This window comes from Caviibacter abscessus, assembly GCF_001517835.1.
Taxonomy (GTDB): Bacteria; Fusobacteriota; Fusobacteriia; order Fusobacteriales; family Leptotrichiaceae; genus Caviibacter; species Caviibacter abscessus.
In genome coordinates, this window is record NZ_LOQG01000036.1 from 88003 (window position 1) to 107557 (window position 19555).

Here is a 19555-nt window from a genome sequence, read left to right on the forward strand (position 1 = left end):
CGAATTTTACATGTTTTTCTATTTACATATTATTTAACTGAAAATATAATATTGATTTATACTACATAAATTACAAATAAATATATGATTTACTATTAATTTAACTAAAAAAAATGGGGATAACCCCATTCTTAAAATACCGGATAACCTTCATTTGAATATTTTTCTTTTAAAAACTCTTTAACTGCTTCTGAAGCCATTGCTTTTTCAATATCTTTTATTTTTTTACTGTTTTTGTTATCATTTCTTGCTGCTAGTATTATTGCATATTTATTATTGTTAGATTTTTCTAAAAATAGTGCATCTTTAGGAGAAACTCCTATTTTTAACATATGCGAAGGCCAGTTAAATACTAAATCTGCTTCTTGATATGCTTGAACAAGTGCAGGAATTTTAATTTCTAAAAATTCAAAATTCTTAACTGAACTTTCTATATCTGAAACTTTGTAAAGTCCATCTTTTTCTTTTAAACTTATTAGTTTTTCCTCTGCCAGTATTCTTAACGCCCTATCTTGATTAGTCGGATCACTTGGTATTGCTATCTTAGCTTTTTCTGGTAATTCATTTACTGCCTTATATTTTTTTGAATAAAATCCAACATATACGTCATATATTGCTTTTATCTTAACAAGATTTCCATTATTTTTAGCATTAAATATATTCATAAACGGTTCATGTTGATGAAAGTTTGCATCAAATTCTTTTGCATTAAGACCTACATTGGCTGTAACATAATCAGTTAAAACTTTTATTTCTACCTTATATCCTTTCTTTTCTAAATCTTTAGAAGCAATTTTTACTATTTCTTCCATAGGATAAACAGAAGTTGCTATTTTTATTGTTTTATCATTTTCTATTGTACAAGAAATAAATAATAATGCTGAAAATAGTAATGTCATTATTTTTTTAATCACAAAATATCTCTCCTTTTTTTATCTAATTTTTTTGAAATTTTATTTCCTAATGTTTGAATAAAAAATACTAGTATTATAATTATGATAACGATTTTATATAAAAGAGCAAAATCATATTCATAATAACCATGTCTTATTGCATAATCACCTATACCGCCACCTCCAACTATTCCCATAACAGTTGAATATGAAATAAAACTTATAATAGATGATGTAAGTCCTCTAATTAAACTACTTCTTGATTCTACTAATAAAAAGTGCCATACTATTTGAAATGTTGTAGCTTTCATTGAAAGCGCGGCATCTATTACACCTATATCAATATCATGAAATGATTGCTCAACAAAACGTGCAAAAAGTGCTACTGCTATAAAGCAAATAGGAAAACTTGCAGGAATAAGCCCAAAAGATGTACCAAATATTTTTCTTGTAACAGGTATTAACACTACAACAAATATCAAAAATGGAAAACTTCGTACAATATTTATATATATATTGGCTGGGACATATAAATACATGTTTTCTCTTATTGCTCCTTTATTTGTTAAAAATAAAGTTGCTCCTAGCGGTATACCTATAAAAATTGCACAAATAGTAGGGATTAATACCATAATAAAAGTTTCAAAAAGTGCTTTTAAAATTTCCATTATCTTAAATACTCCTTTGCATACTCAGTGTATGATTTTTGATAATTTAAATTACTAGACTTTCCAACTTTAATTACATCTAAAATTTTACCATTATCTATAATAGCTGCTCTACTGCAAATGTTTTTAACAACTTCCAATTCATGCGTTACAATTACAACAGTAGTTGAATATTTTTTATTTATTTCATTTATCAAATTTAATATTTCATATTTTGTTGTACTGTCTAATGCACTTGTTATCTCATCACAAAGTAATATATCTGGTTTTGTGACTAATGCTCTTGCAAGTGCAACTCTTTGTTTTTGACCGCCTGATAAATTAGCAATATATTCATTTTCTTTATCTAAAAGTCCTACAAATGATAAATATTTTTTTATTTTGCTATCAATCACCTTATTTTGTAACAATAGCGGCAAAGCTACATTTTCATAAACTGTTTTATTATAAAGTAAGTTATATTCTTGAAAGACATATGATATTTTGTCTTTTTTCATTTGAATATCACCTTTATCAGGTATTATAAGCCCTTGTATAATTTTTAAAATCGTAGATTTCCCGCTACCTGATTTACCGATAATGCCAAAAATTTCACCCTCATTAATTGATAGGTCTACATTCAGTTTAAAATTATCATAGTTTTTATTTATATTTTTTAAATTAATCATATTATCACCTTTTTTTAATTTTATTCCCCTTTTATTTATCAGTCAATCATGCAAAACTTAAAACTGCCTAAATACAGGCTTTAAAAAATAAAGTTAATAAAATAACAAGGATTAACAGTATAAAGTTTCATTATATGAAAATAATTATTACTGTAAATAAAAAAACCTGAATCATCAGGTTTAGTTTATTTAAGCATATATCTTTGTAATTTACGACTTGATACTGCAAGTATTAATGTTCCAAGTATTAGTATAGTTGATAACGCATTAATTACAGGCGTAACTCCAAATTTTAACATTGAATATATTTGTATAGGCAATGTATCTGAATTTGGTCCTGTAACAAAACTTGTAATTACATAATCATCTAATGATAATGTTAATGACATTAAAAATGCAGATATAATTCCAGGTTTCATTGACGGAATAATTACTCTTATAAGTGCTTGAAACTCAGTTGCTCCTAAATCTCTTGCAGCCTCAACTATTGAAAAATCAAATTCATCTAATCTTGACATAATTATAAAAATTGAAAATGGTATATTAAATGTTGTATGTGCTATAAATACAGTAAGCATACCAAGAGGTATAGATCTATACATATTAAAAAAATTAAGCAAAGATACCCCTATAATTAAATCCGGCAAAACAAGCGGTATATATGATAAACTTTTAACATATTTTTTTATTTTAAAATTATACCATTTTATTCCTATTGACCCCAAAGTTGCAATTATTACAGATATAAATGATGAACTTATAGCTATTAATATACTTCTCCAAAATGTAAGCCACAGCTTAGGAGAATTAAAAAATAATTGTTTATACCATTTTAATGAAAATGAACTCCATGTATATGACTTACTACTATTAAATGAAAGTACTATAAGCATTACTATAGGTAAGTAAAAAAATAGCATAACTAATACAAAAAACAATAATGATACTCTTCTTTTATCATCCACTATTACTCACCGTCCTGTTCTTTAACACTTATAAGCACTCCAATTACTGTTATAATTATAAACAGTGTTGACATAGCTGATGCTGACGGCCAATCACGAAGTACAAACATTTTAGATGCTATTACATTTCCAAGCATTATTCCGTCTGTTCCTCCAACTAAATCAGGAACAGCATAAGAACCTATTGCAGGTATAAATGTTAATATAACTGCTGTTATAATTCCACCTTTTATACCGGGTAAAAACACTTTATATAAAGCTTGATATTTACTTGCTCCCAAATCCCTTGCAGCATCTATTAATGAAAAATCAAATTTTTCAATTGCTGTATATAAAGGTAATATTGCATAAGGCATAAATATATATACACTCACTATAATTACAGCAACTCTATTATATAGTAATGGTAACGGTGCTGATAAATTAAAAATTTTTATAAACATTTTATTTATTATTCCGTTATTACCTATTAAACCGATAAGTGCAAATATCCTAACTAAAAAATTAGTCCAAAATGGTATTACTATCATAAGTAGCCATAAGTTTTTATATTTTGATCTTGATATAAAATAAGCCGTAGGTATTGATAAAAATATTACTAAAGCTGTAATAATAAGTGATATATTAAAGGTTTTTAAAACAATTTTTAAAAGTTCCGGTGTTATCAATTCTTTATATGCCTTTAATGAATATTTAGTATATCCTGCTATTCCACCAAAAGGCCCCTTTTTTAAAAAACTAAAATATACAATTATAGATGTTGGAATTGCAAAAAACACAGTCATCCATATGGTAAGAGGTAAATAATATAGATTTCTTAAATCTTTCTGGTTTTTCAATTACATCACCTCTACAAGATATGCGTCTTCATAATTCCAATAGAAATACACCTTCTCTTTCCATTCAAACAATTCATCTTCTTCTAAAAATTCTCTATGTTGGTCAAATGCTTTTATTATTCTATTTGAACCTTCAATTTTTATAAATAATTTACTTTGAAATCCTGTATATATTACTTCTTCTACAACACCTGATAAAACCTTATATTTCTCATTTTCTTTAGGAGGCTTTACATCTACCTTTATTTTTTCAGGTCTTAACGTAAGTTTAACTTTGTCTCCAATTTTAACAGGTTTATCAAGTTCTACTTTAAATTCTCCAATTTCATTTGAAAATGCAAGTGCATAATTATCAAATACTTCTTTTATTTCACCTGTTATAAAATTAGTTGCTCCAATAAAATCTGCAACAAATCCATTTGCAGGTGTTTCATAAATTTCATTTGGTGTTCCAACCTGTAATATATCTCCATTATTCATAACTGCTATTCTATCCGATACACTAAGTGCTTCTTCCTGATCATGAGTTACAAACACAAAAGTAATTCCAACTTCATCATGAATTGTATCAAGATCAATTAAAAGTCTTTGTCTTAATTTTGCATCAAGTGCTGATAAAGGTTCATCTAAAAGTAAAACTTCAGGTTTGCTTATCAAAGCTCTAGCTATTGAAACTCTTTGTTTTTGTCCCCCAGATAATCCTTGTGGAAATTTATTTTTAAACTTTTTAAGACCTACTAAGTCTAAATATTTATCTACTTCTTTTTCTATTTCATCTTTTGGCAATTTCTTTAATTTAAGAGAAAATGCAATATTATCAAATACAGTCATATTCGGAAACAATGCATAATTTTGAAATACTGTATTTACATTTCTTTTATTAGGTGGCAAAATATCTATTCTTTGACCATTAACTTTAATTTCTCCCTCATCTGGAGAAATAAATCCAGCTATCATTCTAAGTAATGTTGTTTTACCACAACCTGATGGTCCTAAAATTGAGAAGAACTCACCTTTTTTTATATTTAAATTAACATTTTTTAAAATTTTATCTCCATCTTCAAACGATTTAGAAACACCTATTATCTCCAAGTCTTTTTCCAATTTTACCTCCTTATTTTTTGTCAAAATATACTCTTGCTAATTCTTTTAAATCAAATACATCATTAATACCACAAAGTTCTCTTACTGAATGCATTGAAAGCATAGGTACACCTAAGTCAACAGAATCAATATCTAAATGTCTTGCAGATAAAGGTCCTATAGTTGAACCACCAATTTCATTAGAATTATTTACAAAATACTGTAACTTGATATCTGTTCCACTTACTATTTGTTTTAATACTGCCATAGAAAAACCATCAGATGTATATTTTTGATTTACACTTAGCTTTATTGCTATACCTTTATTCATTTCACATTGATTTGTTATATCTGATTTATTAAGATGTGATGGGTGAGCTACATGTCCACCATCAGCTGATAAAATAAATGAATTATTTAATACTCTTAAATAATCAGCTCTTGTATACCCTAAAGAATAAATTATTCTCTCTAGTATGCTTGATAAATAATTTGAATCTGCTCCTTGTTTTGTTGAACTTCCTATTTCTTCATTATCAAAACCTACAAATACATTTATTTGTCCTGCTTCATTTTCAGATTCAACCAGTCCTATTGTACCAGCATAAACTGATAATAGATTATCAAGTCTTGCTGCTGAAATCATTTCTTCATTTGCTCCTACTAAACATCCTTTTTCAATAGGATACATAATTAAATCAAAATCTAATATATCATCAAATTTAATATTACATTTTTTAGATATTAACTTTAAAAGATAGTTATCTTTTTCCAAATAATTATTAGCTAAAGTAATTATAGGTAAAAGTTCATTTTGTTTATTTATTTGATGTCCTTTTTCATTAACAGCCCTATCTTGATGTATAGCTAAATTAGGAATTATCATTATAGGCTCATCTATTTTAACTGCAACTGTTTTTGGTTTATACACATCACTACTTTTAATTATTACTCTACCTGCAACAGACATAGGTCTATCAAACCAAGTTGATAAAAGAGGCCCTCCATAAACTTCAGTATTAAGTCTTATCATATTATTAGTTAAAATTTCTGAATTTGGTTTTATTCTTAAGCTTGGACTATCAGTATGTGAAGCAAATATTTTAAAACCCTTTTCTATATCTAATTCATTTGCTATAGTAAAGCCTATTATAGTTGTATTTGTCTTTTTAAGAAAATATCTTCCACCTTGTTTTAATTCCCATTTTTTATTTGGTTCTAATCTTTCAAAGCCATTTTCTTCAAATATTTGGCTACAGTTTTTTACAACGTGATATGCACAAGGACTATCATCTATAAATTCAATTATTTCTCTTGCAAATCCCTTTACTTCCAATTCCTTTAAACTATCTTTTGTCATTTTATTCACCTTCTATATTATATAACTTTGAAAATTTGTCTTTTAAATAATCTACATAATAATGTGGATTAAATTCTTCCTTAGAACAATTAAATATTAATTCAGCCGGCGTTTTTGCACTTCCATATTGGTGTATAGTTTCTCTTAAAAATTCATTTATCTTACTAAAATCTCTTTGTTTTATAGCTTCTGATACTTTTACTTTTTTTAACATTGCATTATACATTTGAGACGCATAAGCACTTCCTATTGCATACGAAGGAAAATATCCTAAAAGCCCTCCGCTCCAATGTGAATCTTGTAAAATTCCAATAGTATCGCTATCTGGTCTAATTCCTAAATATTTTTCATACATATCATTCCATATTGTAGGTAATTTATCAACATCAATTTCAGAACTTAACATTTCACGTTCTATTTCATATCTTATAAGCACATGTATAGGATAAGTAAGCTCATCTGCATCAGTTCTAATAAAACTTGCACTTACACTATTTATTACTAAATGCAATTGTTCTTTTGTAATTTCAATTCCAAAATATTTATCTATAAGCTCATAAACTAAATATGAAAATTCTTCCTGTTTACCTATTACATTTTCATAAAATCTTGATTGGGCTTCATGTATTCCCATAGTAGAACCGCCAGCTAATATTCTTGTTTTATCGTATTCATCAGCAATTTGTTGCTCATATATTGCGTGTCCTGTTTCATGTACTACTGAATATATACCAGACAAGATATCATGTTCATAATAATGACTTGTTATTCTTACATCTTTATTATTCATATTTACTGTAAAAGGATGTTCACTTTCACTCATTACACCTTTTGTAAAGTCAAAGCCTAAAATTTGAGCCAATTCTTTACACAACTTTTTCTGAGTTTCAATATCATAAGTTTTACTGTTTAATTTTTCTTTCCATTCTTCTATTTTACTATCTTTATGTTTTAATACTTTAATTATAAATGGAGATAATTCTTCTTTTAAAAGATTGAAAAATTTATCTGCAATATCTACTGTAAGACCAGTTTCAAAATCATCTAAAAGAACATTATATGGATGATCTTTATATCCTCTATAAGTTATAAATTTCTTATTTGTATCTATTATTTGTTTTAAATAAGGTTTAAATATATTATAATCATTTTCATTTTTAGATTTTTCCCAGTTATATGATGACTTTGAAACTAATGCTGTATATTTTGAATATTCATCAATTGGAATTTTACTCATTTTTTCAAAAACATTTTTCTTTAATTTTTCTACAACCTTTTTATCAATATCTGATAATTTTTGTGTATCTATTGAATATAATAATTCCTTAAATTCAGGATTAACAAAATTTAAATACGAAAGTTGTGATAAAACTCCCATAGTATTTGAAATCCCTTCTATAGCTTGTTTAGGTGCCTGTGTTTCAAGATCAAAACTAAGTAAATTCATAGCATGATTTAAAGCACTATCTTTTTTTATATATTCATATATTCTATCCACTATTATCATCTCCCTTGTAAATAAATTAAACAAAAATATTTGAAAACTTACGTTTTCTTAGTTGTTTTTTTGGAATTTTTATCAACTAATTTAGCAGAATAAATTTCCGTATATCCGCATTGAGCACATACTTTTAAATAAAAAAGCTCATTATTAAGTGATAATAAATTAATTAATTTACTTTCACTTTCTATCTCTTTCGTAGACATGTATATACTTTTTAAATAGTGTTCTTTATTGGAACACTTTATACAACGCGAAGTTATCATAACTATCAGTCCTTATTTAAAAATTTCTTTAAAAAAGTTTTCCTGTGTATTGGTAATATTCCATATTTTTCTATTGCTTCGTAATGTTTTTTTGTTCCATATCCTTTATGATTTGCTATATTGTAATTAGGATATATTTTATCATATTCATACATAATCTTATCTCTTGTAACTTTAGCAATTATTGATGCAAGAGCTATACTTAAATTTTTGCTATCTCCCTTAACAAGATATTCTTGTGCTCCATTATATCCCTTTATTAATTTATTTCCATCAACTATTACTAACTTACCTTGAATAGCCTTATTTTTACTATAAAGATTATCTAAAGCTCTATTCATAGCTAAAAAAGTTGCATTTAGTATATTTATTTTGTCAATTTCATTTTCACTTGCCATTCCTATGCCATATGAAATATTGTCAGAAGCTTTTAATTTATCATAAATAAAATCTCTTTTACTTTCACTTAATTTTTTTGAATCATTTATCATTTCAAAAATTTCATTGTCAATCTTATTTATATATACACAACAAGCAACAACGCAACCTAGAAGAGGCCCTCTTCCTGCCTCATCTACTCCAATATTATCTTTATATTCCAGCATAATCTATTTCAAGTCCCATCTTTTTAATATTTTCTTTCATATCAGAAGGTATATCAGCTATTATTTTCATATTCTCATTTGTAATAGGATGTGTAAATTCCAACATATATGAGTGAAGCTGTTGTCTGTTAATTTTGTCAACTTTACCATATATGTGATCACCTACTATACAATGATTAATTTTTTTACTATGTACTCTTATTTGATGCGTTCTTCCAGTTAAAAGTTTAACTTTTACAAGTGAATACTTTTCATTATAACTTATAGAAGAAAAAATACTCATGGCAAGTTTAGGATTATTTGTATTTTCACTTATTTTTTTTCTGTCTTTTTTATCCCTTCCTATATATGAACTTATATTCTCATCTATCTTAGTATATTTACCACGAAGTATAGCTATATACGTTTTATTTATTAAATGCTCTTTAAACATCAACTCCAATTTATCATGCACTTCATTAGTTTTTGCTATAATGATAAGACCACTTGTATCTTTATCAAGTCTATGTACTATACCGTTTCTATTTTCATATTTATCTGATAAATTTGAAAAATGATATAAAAGAGCATTTACCAACGTCTTATTTTTTGTACTATCACTTGGGTGTACAACTAAATTATATGGTTTATTTATAACTACTAAATACTCATCTTCATAAACTATATCAAGTTTAATATTTTCAGGCTCTAAGCTTATTTCTTCAAAATTATTTTCCAGCTCAACTTCTATTTCATCATCTTTCATAACTTTGTATGATAATTTAACTGGTTTCCCATTACATAAAATTTTTGAATTTGCTATTTTATTTCTTGATACTTCAAGTACTTGAGATAAAACTTTATCAACTCTTTGATTTACATTATTTTCATTAATAATTATTTTCATTTTAACTCCTGTCATCAGCATCTTGAAATAAGCACATATATTCATCATCTATTTTATCATGATGTTTAGAAATTAATACTGCAAGTTCCAAATTTATATCTTTAACTTTATTATATCCAAGTTTTGGGTGTTCTCGTAATATAGTCTTAAACCCTAACTTATGAATAACTCTTTTACAAAATGAAATGTTTTCTTTACCGCAATCATGAAGCAAAGCCAATTTTAAATAAATAGCTGGTATATCTTTATTTTCAAGTTTTTTATACACATTGATTGAATGGTATTTATCATAACTATCCATATTATTAAATATATCAAATTCTTTAAAACTTAAAATATCAGAAACTTTTTGCAAGTCTTTTTCACTTATTTTATGAAAATAATACTCACAAAATTTTCTATAACAGTATTTAATCATGTAACCTCTTAATTATTTCATCTACATCTGAAACTTCATATTCTTTATAATGATTTTTATTATCATATCCCCAAGTACAATGTATATATCTAACTCCTGCATTTTGAGCTGTCATATAATCTACAGACATATCTCCTATAAATACAATTTTTTCTTTTGTATATCCTTTAGATATTACTAAATTTATACCATAAGAGTTAGGTTTTGTAGGATAAAGCCCTTGTTCACTTGCTCCAATCACAAAATCAAAATTCCATTTAGATAATATTGTTTTTGTATGTTCTAAAGCTAAATTATGATCTTTATTTGTAACTATTCCTATTTTAACTTTATTTTCAACTAAAGTATCTAATAATTTATCAATCCCATTATATAGTTTTATATCTTTTAACATATTTTGGGCATAAACTTTTCTCACTTTTGATACAAAAAATTCTTTATCCTCTTTAATATTTTGTAACTTGTTTATTCTATCAAAGAGATTATAAAACCCACCGCCAACAAAATTTTTATATTCCGTTACATCATATGTATCATATGAAAATTCTTTTAAAACTTCATTAAACGCATATGCTATTGCAGGTATAGTATTAGCTAATGTTCCATCTAAATCAAACAAGACTACATCTGCATTCATCGTGTACCTCTCCCGTTATTATTTGTTCTAAAAATCTTACTATTCCTCTTCTTCCGTATTGATTAAATTTGTATGGTGCATTTTCTTCTAATAACTCTACATAATTTTTGGCAAATAAATCATACACATAATCATCAAAAAAGAATGATTTATCTAAGTCTTCATTTTTAACATTTTCTTTTACAAACTCTATATATTTTTGCATATCTGTATTTTCATGCATAAGTTCAAGCATTAATTGAACATTAATTGAACTTTGTAAATTTTGATCAAGTTCTTCCATTTCACATTTTAAAGTTTTAGTTATATTCATACACCCTAATTGTTCCAAAGATGATATACCATTTGGAAATATTATACTTTTAGCATTAAACTCATCATTTTTTAAAATTAAATAAACTGAATCATTAAATGTATACTTATCAAGTTTATTGTATTTTCCTTGTATATCATTTAAAAAATCTGAATATCCATTTTTCCAGTTATTTTCTATAATTTCGCTTAATTCATTCAATTTTTCGTTATTTTTACTTGTAAGTTTTATAACAGAAAGCGGATACTTAAGTATTTCAATTTTTATATCATGATAACTTTCAAAATGTAATTTTGTACTTGCTTGTGATTTAAATAAAGGATATTCCATTTTTTCATCATATACTGCATTTTCCATTAGTTCAAAGTCCACGTAATCAGTAGAATGTACGTATTTTATTTCGTTCATCATTTCTCCTATTTAATTAGTTTTCTCCCTGAAAACAGATTTGACATTACAAGTGAAACTGAACCTAATTTTTCTATATCAGTACCTAATCTAGAAGGTCTTACAAATGTTTTATTTAATATTTCACTAGAAATCGACTTATTCATTCCAGCAATTAATGCTTCATTTAAAGTCATACATGTATTTAAAATTTCTCCTGCTAAAATTAAATCTCCTATGTCAGAAACATTTAAAATATTACCTAATATTGTTCCAACTTTAAGCCCTAAATCTGTTATAACACTTTTATATGGTTCTATTCCTTCATTTGCCTTTTTATATATTTCATGTATAGGTTCATCATATTCAAGATGTTCTTCTTCATTTGTTATCTTTTCATTTATTTTATCTATGATACTACTATCCATACATTCATTTTCAAGAGATGATTTAAATGCAAATCCACTTAAATCAGTCGTAACATGACCTATTTCTCCTGCGGCATAATGTGCTCCTCTTAATATACTTCCATTTATTAAAAATGAAGATCCTATACCATTCTTTAGATAAACTAACATTGCATTTTTTATCTTATTTTTCTTAGAAAATGTATTTTCAGCTTTAAGCATTGCTTTTACATTATTATCAATTATTACAGGTATATTAAATAAATCTTGTATATAGTCTTGTATTTTTAAATTTTTATCTTTAAAACTTTTTGAACTTTTAACTATACCTTGATCATAGTCAACTATTCCAACAACAGATATTCCTATACCTGCTATATTTTTTTCACCGTGTTTTTCAATGTTTGCTGTTAATTCATCAACCATTATTTTTATTAATTTATCTTGTAATTTATTATTTTGATAACTTCTTCTTCTCGTTTCTATAATACTTCCATCAAGATTTGTAACTGTTGTGTCAATGTAATCCAAGGCTAAATTTACACCTATTATTTTTTTAAATTTTTTATTTATTTTTATAGCCATTCTAGGTCTTCCACCTTCAGATTTTAAAACTTCATCTTCTGTTAGCAGTAATTTTTTACCTTGTAATTTTTTAATTATTTTTGAAACTGCTGGCGGTGAAACATCTAATATACGAGATAATTCTATTCTACTCATAGTTTCTGATGTTGCTATCATCTCAAGAGTAGTGTAATCATTTAGATTAAGTTTTTTCATAGTTGTTCTCCTATTTCTTATTAGTTAAATATTTGATACGACTTGTAACCATTTTAATTCCTACTTTATTAGTTTTACCACGAGGTATTATTACATCTGCATATCTTTTTGAAGGTTCAACAAATTCCAAGTGCATGGGTTTTACTGTATTAATATATTGCTCTTTGATATTTTTAAAACTTCTTCCACGTTCATTCATGTCACGTTCAATTCTTCTTAATAATCTTTCATCATCGTCAGTGTCAACAAAAACTTTCATGTCTAATAATTCTCTTAATTTTTCAATTGCAAGTATTAATATTCCTTCAATAATGATAATTTGCTGTGAATTAACTATTTCAGTATCAGGAAGTCTTAAATGCTCTTTAAAACTATAGATGGGTTTTCTTATACTATTACCCTCTTTTAGTGCTTTCACATGTGATATTAGTAGATCAAAATCAATTGCATCAGGGTGGTCATAATTTAATTTTGTTCTTTGTTCAAAAGATAAATGTTTGTTGTCTTTGTAATACGCATCTTGTTCAAGTAAAACAACTTTACAACCCCACTTTTTCAAATCTTCTACAATTAATGCTGCAACACTAGTCTTACCAGATCCAGTTCCTCCTGCTATACCAAGTATAATTCTTTCCCTCATAAACCACTCCTACAATTTAGATAATATTTCTATAATTTCATTTTTGTCATTTGTATTAATAAGCTTTTGTAAAGCTTCTTCTTCAAAAGATAATTTGGCAATTTTAGCCAATATATCTAAATGTTCTCTTTTGGTTGTTTCTGGAGCAACTATCATAAAAAATATTTTAGATAATTCATCATCTAAAGCTGCAAAATCTTTTCCTTCTTTAGAAACAACTACTGCCATTGCCATTTTATTTATCGCACTTGATTTGGTATGAGGTATTGCTATTCCATCTTGCATACCTGTTGACGAAAGATTTTCTCTGTCATATAAATCTTCTAAAAGAACGTTAAATTCTCCTTCTTTTACTATATCATCAGAATTTAAAAATAGTTTTGCTATTTCTTCAATTATTTCTTTTTTTGTACTAGAATTTAAAGTAAATGAAATTCTATCCGATGTTAAAAATTCATTAATGTCCATAATTATCCTTCCCTAAATTTTTCAAGTATTTTTTGAATAATATTCTCTTCATTTTGCTCATCTAAATTGTATTTTATATATTCATCTTTATTTCTAAACCAAGTAAATTGTCTTTTTGCATATCTTCTACTATTTTTTTTTATTTCTTCTATAGCTTTTTCTAAAGTTATTTCTCCTTTAAAATATGAAAAAAGTTCTTTGTATCCTATAGCTCTAATTCTATTTATATCATAGTTATCATAAATAAACTTAGCCTCTTCTAAAAGCCCTTCTTTTATCATTATGTCTACTCTTTTATTTATTCTATCGTATAAGCTTTGCCTTTCTCTTTCAAGAAATATATGTAAAAAATTAAGATTATTTCCCTTAATATTATTATATTCAATACCATAAGTTTCAATTTTTCTAATAATTCTTACTTTATTATTAACATCAAAAGTTGAAAAATCAACTTTACCTTCTAGAATTGCTAAAAGATCTTCTATATTTTTTGACATTAATTCTTCTCTATATTTCTTATCTATTTTAGGCATAGCTGTAAGACCTTTTGTTATTGCTGCGATATAAAGACCGGTACCGCCTGTTAAAATTGGTATTTTTCTTTCTTTTTTTAAAATTTCATTTACCATTTCATAATACATACCTAAGTCAAAATCTTCATCAGGATTTACAACATCTAACATATAGTGAGGAACTCCTTGCATTTCCACTTTTGTAACTTTTGATGTCCCTATATCCATATGCTTATATACTTGCATAGCATCTGCTGATATTATTACTGCGTTTAATTTTTTTGCAAGTTCTATTGAAAGTGCCGTTTTCCCTACTGCTGTTGGTCCTGAAATTACAATAGCATTATACATATTCAAATTCATACCCTTCAATTACTACAGTATCGCCTTCAACAACTCCAGCTTGAATTAATTTTTCTTCCATACCAATATTTCTCATTATTTGTAGAAATTGTATTATACCATCTTCTCCAACTAATACATATTTATTAAGTACATTATCTACAACTTGACCTGAAACTTCAAATACATGCGGTTCTATTTCTTTTATTATCCAATCTTGTTTTTTAGCTATAACCTCAGTTAATACTTCATCTAAAGGATCAACATTCTCTAGCTCCTCTTTAGGTAATTCTTTTAATAACAAGTATGCCTTTTGAATAACTTCTTTTATTCCTTCGTTAGCAATTACAGATATAGGGTAAACCTTTTTACCTACAAATTTTTCAAAATCATCTATAACTGACTCATCATATAGCATGTCAATTTTATTTAAAACTATAATCTGCTCTTTATTTGCAAGTTTTTCACTATATTTTTTTAATTCTTCATTTATTTTTATATAATCTTGTTTAGGATCTCTACCATCTACTGCTGATATATCAACAATATGTACTATTACTCTACATCTTTCTATATGTCTTAAAAATTTGTCTCCTAAACCTACACCTTGATGAGCTCCTTCTATAAGACCTGGTATATCGGCAATTACAAAACTTTCTTCATCATTTATTCTTACAAACCCTAATTTAGGCTTTAGTGTTGTGAAATGATAATTTGCAACCTTAGATTTTGCTGCTGATACCTTGTTTATAAACGATGATTTACCTACACTTGGATATCCTATCAAAGCAACATCAGCTAAAAGTTTAAGCTCCAATTTTACTTTTAACTCATATCCAAGTCTTCCACTTTCAGAAATTCTTGGAGCCTTTCTAATTGAGTTTTTAAAGTGTATATTACCTCTACCTCCGTCTCCACCTCTAAGTAAAAGTTTTTTTTCATTTGGAGTATCCATATCAAGTAATAATCTATTGGTTTCAAAATCTCTTATCATAGTTCCAACAGGTACTTTTATAACTACATCTTCACCATTTTTACCAGTACATTTTGCAGCCATACCCTTTTCACCGTTAGTTGCTTCTATTCTTTTTATATTTTTAAAATTAACTAAAGTGTTCATATTCGGATCAGCAAGAAAATAAATAGAACCTCCTCTACCTCCGTCTCCACCATCTGGACCTCCGAATTGAACAAATTTTTCTCTTCTAAAAGTTGCGGCTCCATCACCACCATTACCTGATTTTACAGTTATTACACTTTCATCTATAAACATTTTGTTCCTCTCTAAAATAGGACTTAACAAAGTAAGTCCTAATATTAACTATTCTATACTTCTTGCCCCAACTGAAGCTCCTCTAATTTCATACCTTTTGGAATTGAAATAAAAACCTTATCAGTTATTTTTGAGATATTTCCACCTAACGCATAAGTTGCTCCAGCTATAAAATCAATTAATCTTTGTCCTTCTTCCTGGTTTAATTGCTCCAAACTAAAACTAACTATATTACCTTTTTTTATCGGTTCTATAAGTGATTGTCCATCTTTATATGATGTTGGTCTAGTTATATTAATACACCCTGAAGTCGCAACATATTCTTGTTCAGTTTCTATATTATTTATTTCTTCTTTTTCATCATCTTCTTTAAATACATTAAATAGTTTCATATATTTCCTCCACTTTTATTTAACTGAATTATATAACTTTTTTAACTTTTTTGCAATAGTTAGTACACTAAATTTTAATACTTACATGAAAATAGAGAGATTTTCAGCAAAACTAAACAAATACAATTAATTTAACTGTATCAAAAGATTTATTAACACCTCTCTATAATACTATTTTCTTCTTTTTCCAAATAATCTTAATAAATTTAAGAATAAATTGATAAAGTCTAAATAAAGAGCAAAGGCTCCAACTATTTCTATTCTATCAACTAAATCAGTTTGTCCGTGTCTAACCGCATATATTATATTATTTTTTATAATATATGTATCATATGCAGTGTAAATAACAAAAACTATTACACCTAAAATTGAAAATATAAAAGTTAATGTATCACTTTTTAAAAATATATTAATAATCCCTATTATAATTATTGAAATTATCCCAGCAGTTAAAAAGGTTTTATACTTTAAAAGATTACTTTCTGTTGTATAACCATATACAGCCAAGATGGTAAATAATAATATTGTTCCTCCTAAAACTGCTAAAACTGAATTAAAATCATACGCAAAAGCTATAAGAGTTAATGTTTGCCCTGTTGCTAATGCATAAAGTACAAAAAGTGATTTTAAAACTACAGCACTTGCTTTATACGATAAAAGTGCTAGTGAAAATCCACCTATAATTTGTACAATAATAGCGATTGAATATGTTTTCTCAAATATAGCATAAAATGAAGCAACACTTGAATTTAAAAGTATCATACCAAAAGTTAAAAATAGTCCAAATGCCAACCATAAAAAACTTCCTCTAATTTTTATACCTATAAGTTGTTCTAAGTCAACACTTTCTCCATTTATATCATAATACATAAACTACCTCCTATAATTTAGGTTCTACACTTTCAGATAACATTAATATTAATTCATCAATTGTCATAGTTTTACTTTCTTGCATTCCATATTGTCTAACATTAACAGTATTTTGTTCAACTTCAGATTTACCAATTATTAATTGTAATGGTATTTTTTGTTCAACATTTGCTTCTCTTATCTTATAACCAATCTTTTCATCTCTTGTATCAATCTCTATTTTAAATCCTAAATCAATAAGTTTATTATATAGTTCTTGTGCATATGGAACTTGTTCTTTTGATATAGTTAAAATTCTTGCTTGTATTGGTGCAAGCCATAAAGGAAATGCTCCTGCATAATGTTCTATAAGTATTCCCATAAATCTTTCAAGACTTCCATATAAAGCTCTATGTATCATAACCGGAGTATGTTTTTCTCCATCTGCTCCTATATAACTTGCTTTAAATCTGTTTGGTAAATTAAAGTCTAATTGTATTGTTCCTGTTTGCCATATTCTTCCTATTGAATCTCTCATTTTAAAGTCAATTTTTGGTCCATAAAATGCTCCATCTCCAGGATTTAGCTTATACTCTTTATTTGATTTTAAAAGAGCTTGTGACAGTGAATTTTCTGCAATTTCCCATAAGCTATCTTCTCCAATAGATTTTTCAGGTCTTGTAGATAGCTCAATATGATATGTAAATCCAAATAATTTGTAATATCTATCATATAAATTAATTATTTCTATTATTTGTTCTTCTATTTGCTCTTTAGTACAGAATATATGAGTATCATCTTGAGTAAATGCTCTAACTCTCATAAGTCCATGTAAAGCTCCTGAAAATTCATGTCTATGTACATGCCCCATTTCAGCAAGTTTTAATGGTAAATCTTTATATGATCTAAGACTACTCTTATACGCTAAAACTGTTCCAGGGCAATTCATAGGTTTTATAGCAAAAACTTTATCATCAATTTCAGATGTATACATATTTTCTTTGTAATTATTCCAATGCCCTGATGTTTCCCATAATTCTCTATCTAACATATTAGGGGTTCTTATTTCTTTATATCCAGCTTTTACATGTTCTTTTCTCCATAAATCTTGTAATTTCAAGAACATATCCATTCCTTTTGGTAAAAAGAAAGGAAATCCAGGTCCATGTTCATCAAGGAAAAATAGATTTAATTGTTTACCTAGTTTTCTATGATCTCTTCTTTCTGCTTCTTCAAGCATTTTTAAATAATCATTTAATTCTTCTTTTGTAGGGAAAGCAACTCCGTATATTCTTTGTAGCATTTTATTATCCGAGTTTCCTCTCCAATAAGCTCCTGCTTTACTCATAAGTTTAAATGCTTTTACATATCCTGTTGAAGGTAAATGTGTTCCTCTACACAAATCAAAAAATTCTCCTTGTGTATAAGCACTTAAAGTTTCATCTTCAAGTCCTTCAAGTATTTCTACTTTGTAAATTTCATTTTCTGCCTTATATTTATCAATTAATTCTTGTCTTGAAAGCTCAAGTCTTGAAAACTTATAATTTTCTTTTATTATTTTATTCATTTCTTTTTCAATATTCACAAGATCTTCATCTGTAAAAGGTCTTTGTGGATCAAAATCATAATAAAATCCATTTTCAACAACAGGACCTATTCCAAGTTTAGTATCAGGGAATAATCTTTTTACTGCTTGTGCCATTATATGTGTTGTACTATGTCTTAATATATGTATTCCTTGTTCACTTTCTATAGTTATTAATTGAAGGTCTCCAGATTCTTTTAAGGTGTATGAAACATCAACTTGAACTCCATTAAATATAGCTCCAACTGTCTTTTTAGCAAGACTTGTTGATAGCATTTTAGCAAATTCAATAACTGAAATTTCATTTTCTAATACTCTTAAACTACCATCAGGTAAATTGATTTCTACCATCTTTTCTCCTCCATAATTATAAATTACACCTATTTTATCACGATTTAGTTATTTTGTCTAACTTTAAAAAAATAGTAGATAAAAAACGCCTATTATCCTAATTTAAATATTTTTTTGATTTATCCCCCACTTAGTGATATAATTTATGTAGGGAATAAAGTGGGGGATAAATTATGGATAATCTTAAAGAAAAATCTATTGAAAATATTGAATCAAAATATCAAGACCTTAAATTTAACAGACTCTTTACTTATTATTCCGGAAAAGGAATAACACTTAATCAACAAAATTTCAAGAAAAATTTAAATTTACTTACAAAAGATGGAAAATATAATTTACTGGCACAATTATTATCTGATGATTGCCATATGCCCATTAGAATTTCTATTTTTTTACCGGAGAAACAAAATCATCTTCTTTATACTCAATAAAAGAATTTGGAAACACCTGCATACTTTTATCATTAT

The 19555-nt window shown here is 26.7% G+C and carries 23 protein-coding genes; 1 reads left to right on the forward strand and 22 read right to left on the reverse strand.

Annotated elements, in window-relative coordinates:
- Nucleotides 1–131 precede the first annotated feature (131 nt).
- The 22 genes from AWT63_RS04890 to thrS all read right to left on the reverse strand — a co-directional run bounded on the left by AWT63_RS04890 (nt 132) and on the right by thrS (nt 19088).
- Nucleotides 132–914, reverse strand: a complete 783-nt coding sequence (locus AWT63_RS04890; protein ID WP_231723222.1) for a MetQ/NlpA family ABC transporter substrate-binding protein — start codon at nt 912–914, stop codon at nt 132–134.
- Nucleotides 911–1561: a methionine ABC transporter permease gene (locus AWT63_RS04895; RefSeq protein WP_068268699.1), complete on the reverse strand. Its 651-nt coding sequence runs from the start codon at nt 1559–1561 to the stop codon at nt 911–913. Before AWT63_RS04895 ends, AWT63_RS04890 begins: the two co-directional genes overlap by 4 nt.
- Nucleotides 1561–2229, reverse strand: a complete 669-nt coding sequence (locus AWT63_RS04900) for an ATP-binding cassette domain-containing protein (protein ID WP_068268700.1) — start codon at nt 2227–2229, stop codon at nt 1561–1563. Before AWT63_RS04900 ends, AWT63_RS04895 begins: the two co-directional genes overlap by 1 nt.
- 185 nt (nt 2230–2414) lie before the next feature.
- Nucleotides 2415–3149: an ABC transporter permease gene (locus AWT63_RS04905; protein ID WP_082680464.1), complete on the reverse strand. Its 735-nt coding sequence runs from the start codon at nt 3147–3149 to the stop codon at nt 2415–2417.
- 47 nt (nt 3150–3196) lie between these two features.
- Complete coding sequence (locus AWT63_RS04910) at nt 3197–4033, reverse strand: ABC transporter permease (protein ID WP_068268702.1); 837 nt, start codon at nt 4031–4033, stop codon at nt 3197–3199.
- Nucleotides 4034–5137, reverse strand: coding sequence for an ABC transporter ATP-binding protein (locus tag AWT63_RS04915; RefSeq protein WP_068268703.1), 1104 nt, complete (start codon nt 5135–5137; stop codon nt 4034–4036).
- Between the two features lie 10 nt (nt 5138–5147).
- The gene (locus AWT63_RS04920) at nt 5148–6476 is read right to left on the reverse strand and encodes a M18 family aminopeptidase (RefSeq protein WP_068268704.1); all 1329 of its coding nucleotides are present in this window, start codon (nt 6474–6476) and stop codon (nt 5148–5150) included.
- Between the two features lies 1 nt (nt 6477).
- Nucleotides 6478–7983 carry a carboxypeptidase M32 gene (locus tag AWT63_RS04925; RefSeq protein WP_068268705.1) on the reverse strand — a complete coding sequence of 502 codons (1506 nt, stop codon included), beginning with the start codon at nt 7981–7983 and terminating at the stop codon, nt 6478–6480.
- Between the two features lie 38 nt (nt 7984–8021).
- Nucleotides 8022–8243 (reverse strand): zinc ribbon domain-containing protein, encoded by a 222-nt coding sequence (locus AWT63_RS04930; protein ID WP_068268706.1) that lies wholly within the window; start codon nt 8241–8243, stop codon nt 8022–8024.
- Nucleotides 8244–8248: 5 nt separating this feature from the next.
- Nucleotides 8249–8848, reverse strand: coding sequence for a ribonuclease HII (locus AWT63_RS04935; RefSeq protein ID WP_082680458.1), 600 nt, complete (start codon nt 8846–8848; stop codon nt 8249–8251).
- Nucleotides 8835–9734, reverse strand: a complete 900-nt coding sequence (locus tag AWT63_RS04940) for an RluA family pseudouridine synthase (protein WP_068268707.1) — start codon at nt 9732–9734, stop codon at nt 8835–8837. Before AWT63_RS04940 ends, AWT63_RS04935 begins: the two co-directional genes overlap by 14 nt.
- A gap of 1 nt (nt 9735) precedes the next feature.
- Nucleotides 9736–10152 (reverse strand): HD domain-containing protein, encoded by a 417-nt coding sequence (locus AWT63_RS04945; protein ID WP_068268708.1) that lies wholly within the window; start codon nt 10150–10152, stop codon nt 9736–9738.
- On the reverse strand, nt 10145–10789 hold the full coding sequence (locus AWT63_RS04950; protein WP_068268709.1) for an HAD family hydrolase: 645 nt from the start codon (nt 10787–10789) through the stop codon (nt 10145–10147). The genes AWT63_RS04945 and AWT63_RS04950 overlap by 8 nt, the downstream gene beginning before the upstream one ends.
- Entirely contained in the window at nt 10764–11510 is a 747-nt protein-coding gene (locus AWT63_RS04955) for a hypothetical protein (RefSeq protein ID WP_068268710.1), read from the reverse strand. The genes AWT63_RS04950 and AWT63_RS04955 overlap by 26 nt, the downstream gene beginning before the upstream one ends.
- 8 nt (nt 11511–11518) lie before the next feature.
- Nucleotides 11519–12676 (reverse strand): ROK family protein, encoded by a 1158-nt coding sequence (locus AWT63_RS04960; RefSeq protein ID WP_068268711.1) that lies wholly within the window; start codon nt 12674–12676, stop codon nt 11519–11521.
- Nucleotides 12677–12686: 10 nt separating this feature from the next.
- The gene (gene udk, locus AWT63_RS04965; RefSeq protein WP_068268712.1) at nt 12687–13316 is read right to left on the reverse strand and encodes a uridine kinase; all 630 of its coding nucleotides are present in this window, start codon (nt 13314–13316) and stop codon (nt 12687–12689) included.
- A 9-nt stretch (nt 13317–13325) separates the two neighbouring features.
- Nucleotides 13326–13784 carry a PTS sugar transporter subunit IIA gene (locus AWT63_RS04970; RefSeq protein ID WP_068268713.1) on the reverse strand — a complete coding sequence of 153 codons (459 nt, stop codon included), beginning with the start codon at nt 13782–13784 and terminating at the stop codon, nt 13326–13328.
- Between the two features lie 2 nt (nt 13785–13786).
- A complete protein-coding gene (miaA, locus tag AWT63_RS04975; protein ID WP_231723223.1) occupies nt 13787–14659 on the reverse strand; it encodes a tRNA (adenosine(37)-N6)-dimethylallyltransferase MiaA in 873 nt (290 codons plus the stop codon).
- Nucleotides 14640–15911, reverse strand: a complete 1272-nt coding sequence (gene obgE / locus AWT63_RS04980) for a GTPase ObgE (protein ID WP_068268714.1) — start codon at nt 15909–15911, stop codon at nt 14640–14642. Before obgE ends, miaA begins: the two co-directional genes overlap by 20 nt.
- Nucleotides 15912–15964: 53 nt before the next feature.
- Nucleotides 15965–16303: a cell division protein SepF gene (locus AWT63_RS04985; RefSeq protein WP_068268715.1), complete on the reverse strand. Its 339-nt coding sequence runs from the start codon at nt 16301–16303 to the stop codon at nt 15965–15967.
- Between the two features lie 171 nt (nt 16304–16474).
- Nucleotides 16475–17173, reverse strand: coding sequence for a Bax inhibitor-1 family protein (locus tag AWT63_RS04990; RefSeq protein WP_068268716.1), 699 nt, complete (start codon nt 17171–17173; stop codon nt 16475–16477).
- A 10-nt stretch (nt 17174–17183) separates the two neighbouring features.
- Nucleotides 17184–19088, reverse strand: coding sequence for a threonine--tRNA ligase (gene thrS / locus AWT63_RS04995; protein WP_068268717.1), 1905 nt, complete (start codon nt 19086–19088; stop codon nt 17184–17186).
- 173 nt (nt 19089–19261) lie between these two features.
- Between thrS and AWT63_RS06340 the strand changes: the two genes are divergently transcribed.
- Nucleotides 19262–19519 carry a hypothetical protein gene (locus AWT63_RS06340; RefSeq protein WP_068268718.1) on the forward strand — a complete coding sequence of 86 codons (258 nt, stop codon included), beginning with the start codon at nt 19262–19264 and terminating at the stop codon, nt 19517–19519.
- Nucleotides 19520–19555: the final 36 nt, after the last annotated feature.

Bases quoted from the DNA above. Each gene is read 5' to 3' on its own strand.
- AWT63_RS04895 (WP_068268699.1), bottom strand. From the start codon at position 1,561: ATGGAAATTTTAAAAGCACTTTTTGAAACTTTTATTATGGTATTAATC.
- AWT63_RS04900 (WP_068268700.1), bottom strand. From the start codon at position 2,229: ATGATTAATTTAAAAAATATAAATAAAAACTATGATAATTTTAAACTG.
- AWT63_RS04905 (WP_082680464.1), bottom strand. From the start codon at position 3,149: ATGCTATTTTTTTACTTACCTATAGTAATGCTTATAGTACTTTCATTT.
- AWT63_RS04920 (WP_068268704.1), bottom strand. From the start codon at position 6,476: ATGACAAAAGATAGTTTAAAGGAATTGGAAGTAAAGGGATTTGCAAGA.
- AWT63_RS04925 (WP_068268705.1), bottom strand. From the start codon at position 7,983: ATGATAATAGTGGATAGAATATATGAATATATAAAAAAAGATAGTGCT.
- AWT63_RS04930 (WP_068268706.1), bottom strand. From the start codon at position 8,243: ATGATAACTTCGCGTTGTATAAAGTGTTCCAATAAAGAACACTATTTA.
- AWT63_RS04935 (WP_082680458.1), bottom strand. From the start codon at position 8,848: ATGCTGGAATATAAAGATAATATTGGAGTAGATGAGGCAGGAAGAGGG.
- AWT63_RS04940 (WP_068268707.1), bottom strand. From the start codon at position 9,734: ATGAAAATAATTATTAATGAAAATAATGTAAATCAAAGAGTTGATAAA.
- AWT63_RS04945 (WP_068268708.1), bottom strand. From the start codon at position 10,152: ATGATTAAATACTGTTATAGAAAATTTTGTGAGTATTATTTTCATAAA.
- AWT63_RS04950 (WP_068268709.1), bottom strand. From the start codon at position 10,789: ATGAATGCAGATGTAGTCTTGTTTGATTTAGATGGAACATTAGCTAAT.
- AWT63_RS04955 (WP_068268710.1), bottom strand. From the start codon at position 11,510: ATGAACGAAATAAAATACGTACATTCTACTGATTACGTGGACTTTGAA.
- AWT63_RS04960 (WP_068268711.1), bottom strand. From the start codon at position 12,676: ATGAAAAAACTTAATCTAAATGATTACACTACTCTTGAGATGATAGCA.
- udk (WP_068268712.1), bottom strand. From the start codon at position 13,316: ATGAGGGAAAGAATTATACTTGGTATAGCAGGAGGAACTGGATCTGGT.
- AWT63_RS04970 (WP_068268713.1), bottom strand. From the start codon at position 13,784: ATGGACATTAATGAATTTTTAACATCGGATAGAATTTCATTTACTTTA.
- miaA (WP_231723223.1), bottom strand. From the start codon at position 14,659: ATGAATTTGAATATGTATAATGCTATTGTAATTTCAGGACCAACAGCA.
- obgE (WP_068268714.1), bottom strand. From the start codon at position 15,911: ATGTTTATAGATGAAAGTGTAATAACTGTAAAATCAGGTAATGGTGGT.
- AWT63_RS04985 (WP_068268715.1), bottom strand. From the start codon at position 16,303: ATGAAACTATTTAATGTATTTAAAGAAGATGATGAAAAAGAAGAAATA.
- AWT63_RS04990 (WP_068268716.1), bottom strand. From the start codon at position 17,173: ATGTATTATGATATAAATGGAGAAAGTGTTGACTTAGAACAACTTATA.
- thrS (WP_068268717.1), bottom strand. From the start codon at position 19,088: ATGGTAGAAATCAATTTACCTGATGGTAGTTTAAGAGTATTAGAAAAT.
- AWT63_RS06340 (WP_068268718.1), top strand. From the start codon at position 19,262: ATGGATAATCTTAAAGAAAAATCTATTGAAAATATTGAATCAAAATAT.